This is a genomic window from Anaerovibrio sp. (genome assembly GCF_024697385.1).
Taxonomy (GTDB): domain Bacteria; phylum Bacillota; class Negativicutes; order Selenomonadales; family Selenomonadaceae; genus Anaerovibrio.
The window spans coordinates 1-3,703 of the sequence record NZ_JAILFV010000069.1 but is presented as its reverse complement, the minus strand read 5'-3'; the positions used below and the strand labels follow the sequence as shown (position 1 = coordinate 3,703).

4 protein-coding genes are annotated in these 3,703 nt (G+C 43.4%); all 4 read right to left on the bottom strand.

The genetic code is table 11. The annotated features are described in order from the left end of the window. Positions 1-38 precede the first annotated feature (38 nt). Positions 39-947: a DUF134 domain-containing protein gene (locus tag K6C05_RS03335; RefSeq protein WP_296731209.1), complete on the bottom strand. Its 909-nt coding sequence runs from the start codon at positions 945-947 to the stop codon at positions 39-41. 159 nt (positions 948-1,106) lie between these two features. After that, complete coding sequence (locus tag K6C05_RS03330) at positions 1,107-1,694, bottom strand: hypothetical protein (RefSeq protein ID WP_296731208.1); 588 nt, start codon at positions 1,692-1,694, stop codon at positions 1,107-1,109. A 157-nt stretch (positions 1,695-1,851) separates the two neighbouring features. Beyond that, complete coding sequence (locus K6C05_RS03325; RefSeq protein WP_296731206.1) at positions 1,852-3,498, bottom strand: ShlB/FhaC/HecB family hemolysin secretion/activation protein; 1,647 nt, start codon at positions 3,496-3,498, stop codon at positions 1,852-1,854. A 3-nt stretch (positions 3,499-3,501) separates the two neighbouring features. Then, a partial coding sequence (locus K6C05_RS03320) for a hypothetical protein (RefSeq protein ID WP_296731203.1) occupies positions 3,502-3,703 on the bottom strand: 202 nt, incomplete at its 5' end.

Genomic DNA, 3,703 nt, shown 5'->3' with positions numbered 1-3,703 from the left:
TCACACAGGTTTAACTATACAGCACAAAACTATAATCGTCAATGGGCACCATGGCCACCGCGCCCCTGTCCGTTACCTTGACCATGACCCTGACCTTGGCCCTGGCCACCACAGCCCTTCCCATGGCCCTTACCATCTCCATTGCCATGGCCTTCACCATGGCAATGGCCTTCTCCATGTCCCTCACCATGACAATGCCCTTCACCATGACCTTCGTGACAATGTCCATGTTTTTCCCCATGACCGTGGCCATGATGATCACAATGTACTGCAGGATCATAGGACAGCTTGCCGGCCAACAGTGCATCCACAGCCTCATCTGCAGACCCCTGTACCCCACCATAAAGGGTAATACCGGCATCAGCCAAAGCACTCTGGGCGCCGGCACCGATGCCACCACAAATCAAGGTGTCCACCTGCTGCTGTTTCAGAATTCCAACCAGGGCCCCATGACCCTCGCCATTTGTACTGATAACCTCTGAGCTTGTTATTTTATTGTCTTCTATGGTATACAATTTAAATTCACCGGTTTTTCCAAAATGCTGAAAAATTTGACCATTGCTGTAAGTTACTGCTAATTTCATATTTTCTCTTCCTTTCCAATACTGCGGACAACGATGTTTGCTATGATGACCAGGACAGCATTGTTCATCCCCGTCACACACCTCATAATCTCCACCGACAATTTTTAATGGCCGCCCTTCAACAAGACATGCAGCCATTCTCTTGCGTGCAGCCATATACATGGCCTGAACCGTGGTCCTGGCAACACCCATCCGATCTGCACATTCCTGTTGATTAAGACCATTGAAATCCATCAGCCTTATGGTTTCATATTCCTCTACGGTCATACAAACCTCAGGCATATCCTCAACTGCATTTCTGGGAATAAACTCCTGAAAAACGGGTAATGAGCATATCTTTTTCTTTTTTACTGGTCTGGCCATGGCACACTCCTTTTTTTGACATATGTCTTTAACCATATTTTAGCAAATTATAAACATATGTCAATAACTTTTAAAATATTTTAGAAAATCGGAAAGAAAAGAGACCTGTTCAGCAGTTACCTTATTTTCTGAACAAGTCCCATTTTGTATATACAGCAGTTATTCTGTCAATAAACTTATCTTATTAGCAGCTAATTCAATCTTGATTTTATCGTTGGCCTTGCCGGATGCCTTCTTAAGAGCATTATTTATAGGGCTCTTGGTTCCGACTCCGCCAAAAATAGTTTTATTTTCATCAGCACCAGTTACCTGAAATGCCAACAGCTTATTTTTGGCAACAGAATAAAAATTATATCTCATTTTAACAGATACACTCACCTTAAGCTGAAAAAAAGACTCATGCTTTGCATCCTTCAAATCATTTAATTCTACAGCCACAACATAATCTGCACCTGTTCTGTTTGCAACAGCGGCCATTATATCCTTATCAGCTATCATCTGGTTACTGACATCGTAACCAGCTTCATCCAACGCAGCCTGGACTTCATTTTCCGGTATCACACTAAGTCCCATTTTAGCCATCGAATCGTTGTAATATTTGTGCATAAAACCCGGTATATAGTCCTTGTCAACGGTTGCTTCTGTAGTATCAAGATATGGAATGACCGCTATTTTTGAACCTGCTGCAGAGCAAGCTGCTGACATGGTAAACAAAGAAACCATAAGTATTAACAGTATTTTTTTCATGAAGACCCCCCTAATAGTTAGATATATACTACCTTCTTTAATAATCGTATTATAACGCCATTGTTCAAATTTTACTATAGAATAATTATTCTCTATAAAAAACAAGGGTGGAAATCATGCTAAAGATATTGCCACCCTTGAATTTCATTGTTTTAAGTTACCAGGTCTTACCTGCCAGGAACCATATCCGCTGTGGAGATTTTGCATCGTCACCTGCATCGGCAACCAAACCTACACGACGGGCGTAGTCCAGCCGAAGGAAATAATGATCAGGATGCTGATATGTCATTCCTATACCCCATCCTTTAAGGGTCTGACCACCATACCGGCCATCCTCTACAACCTTGACATGTCCTACATCATAATAGGCCCTGAGCACAAGGCCCTTCCATGGGGTTCTGTACTGAAATTCCAGTGAACTCAAATACCCTTCATCACCAGAGCCTTCACCTGAACCATAAGCACGCACTCCACGGGCACCACCCAAAAACATTTTTTCTGAGCTGTCCAAATTACGGCTTGCCTTCTGCCCCTGGAACTTCCACAGCAGATTACAGCTATGGCCCAATGGCTGTAAGGCAGTTATATCCAATATCCCCTTTGAAAAACTCCCCAAGGTGTTGCCCGCTTTACCGATAACATCACCTGATAAGGAATCAGAGGAAACATTGCCCATATAGCCAGTCAGAGCGTAATGAACTGCCAGGCCACCTTTTTCACGCCATACACCATCAATACCAAGATTGAAGGAATGGCTGTGCTTTTTGACATTCAATCCGGCACTGCGCATTTCATCATTGATACTCCGATAATCTATACCATATTTAATAATCAGATTGCTGCTGGTAGTCCGCCATATAGGAGTCATACCATACAGGCTTGTGGTATTGGCAATACCCTTTGCTCCCAATGCGGAAAACAGACTTCCTAGCTCATAATCCATACGGCTGAAGCGTGCACCCAGAGTTGTTCCCATATGGCCCCCCCTGGTCTCCCAACCGATATTGTAGTTATGCAAATTATTATTTGAAATCAAGCCACCGATTGTCATGCGACTGTTTCTGGCTATAACTCCCATCAGATCAGCCTGAAAACCATACCGGTACCTGCCGGATGATTTGGAGCCATAATTATCAGTATATACAGTCGCTGTCTTTGTTTTTCCCGGTTCTATATGCACAATCAGATCACTGGTACCGTCCTTGCTGCCAGGCACCAGGGTGCCATTTGCTTTGACTCCGTAAATTTCATTTACATTGAATAAACTGCTTTCCAGGGAACGCTCTTTAATTACATCACCTGATTTCAGTGATGCCAAAAGTCCTTTTGCTATATCCTCATAGGACGCTGCACAGTTATTTTCAACTTTAATATTGTCATAACGCCCCAGGGCAATACGCATTAACAGCTCTCCACCTTTGGCCTTTTGCTCCGGAACATAGGCATAAGCCGCAGGGAACCCATGGGTGCGGGCATATACTGCTAAATCCCACAGCACTGCGTCCAAGTCCTTGACGGTTATTTCGTGGCCAACCGCTTTTGCTGTAATTTTTTGCAGGGCCTCCTGATCAAAATGTGTTTCCGGCTGGTCAACATTGATTGCTTTTAGTGTAAAACGCAAAGACTGATTTTCACTTTTTTTATTATCTAACTTATTGTCCAATTTCGGTGTATCGCTTTTTTCCTCTACTGTCCCCAAGCTGTCTCCAGGCTGTGGTACAGCAGAGGCAGCATAAACACCAGATACAGGAATCATACCTACCATACAGGACAACAACAATGCCCTCGTTATTGATTTATACATGAGTTATTTTTCCACCTTTCCTGCTTCATCACCATCGCTGAAGTCAGATATTTGTATTCTTTCATTAGCCACTCCGCTCTTATTGGATGAAATATCAGCACCTTCATCCCCGGAAAGCATACGGGCAATATCGGCCTCATTCAGCGTCATGGTATGAATATCATGTGACATATTGATTACTGCAGAAGAAGCTCCATCCTTAAGC

Bases quoted from the DNA above. Each gene is read 5' to 3' on its own strand.
- K6C05_RS03335 (WP_296731209.1), bottom strand. From the start codon at position 947: ATGGCCAGACCAGTAAAAAAGAAAAAGATATGCTCATTACCCGTTTTT.
- K6C05_RS03330 (WP_296731208.1), bottom strand. From the start codon at position 1,694: ATGAAAAAAATACTGTTAATACTTATGGTTTCTTTGTTTACCATGTCA.
- K6C05_RS03325 (WP_296731206.1), bottom strand. From the start codon at position 3,498: ATGTATAAATCAATAACGAGGGCATTGTTGTTGTCCTGTATGGTAGGT.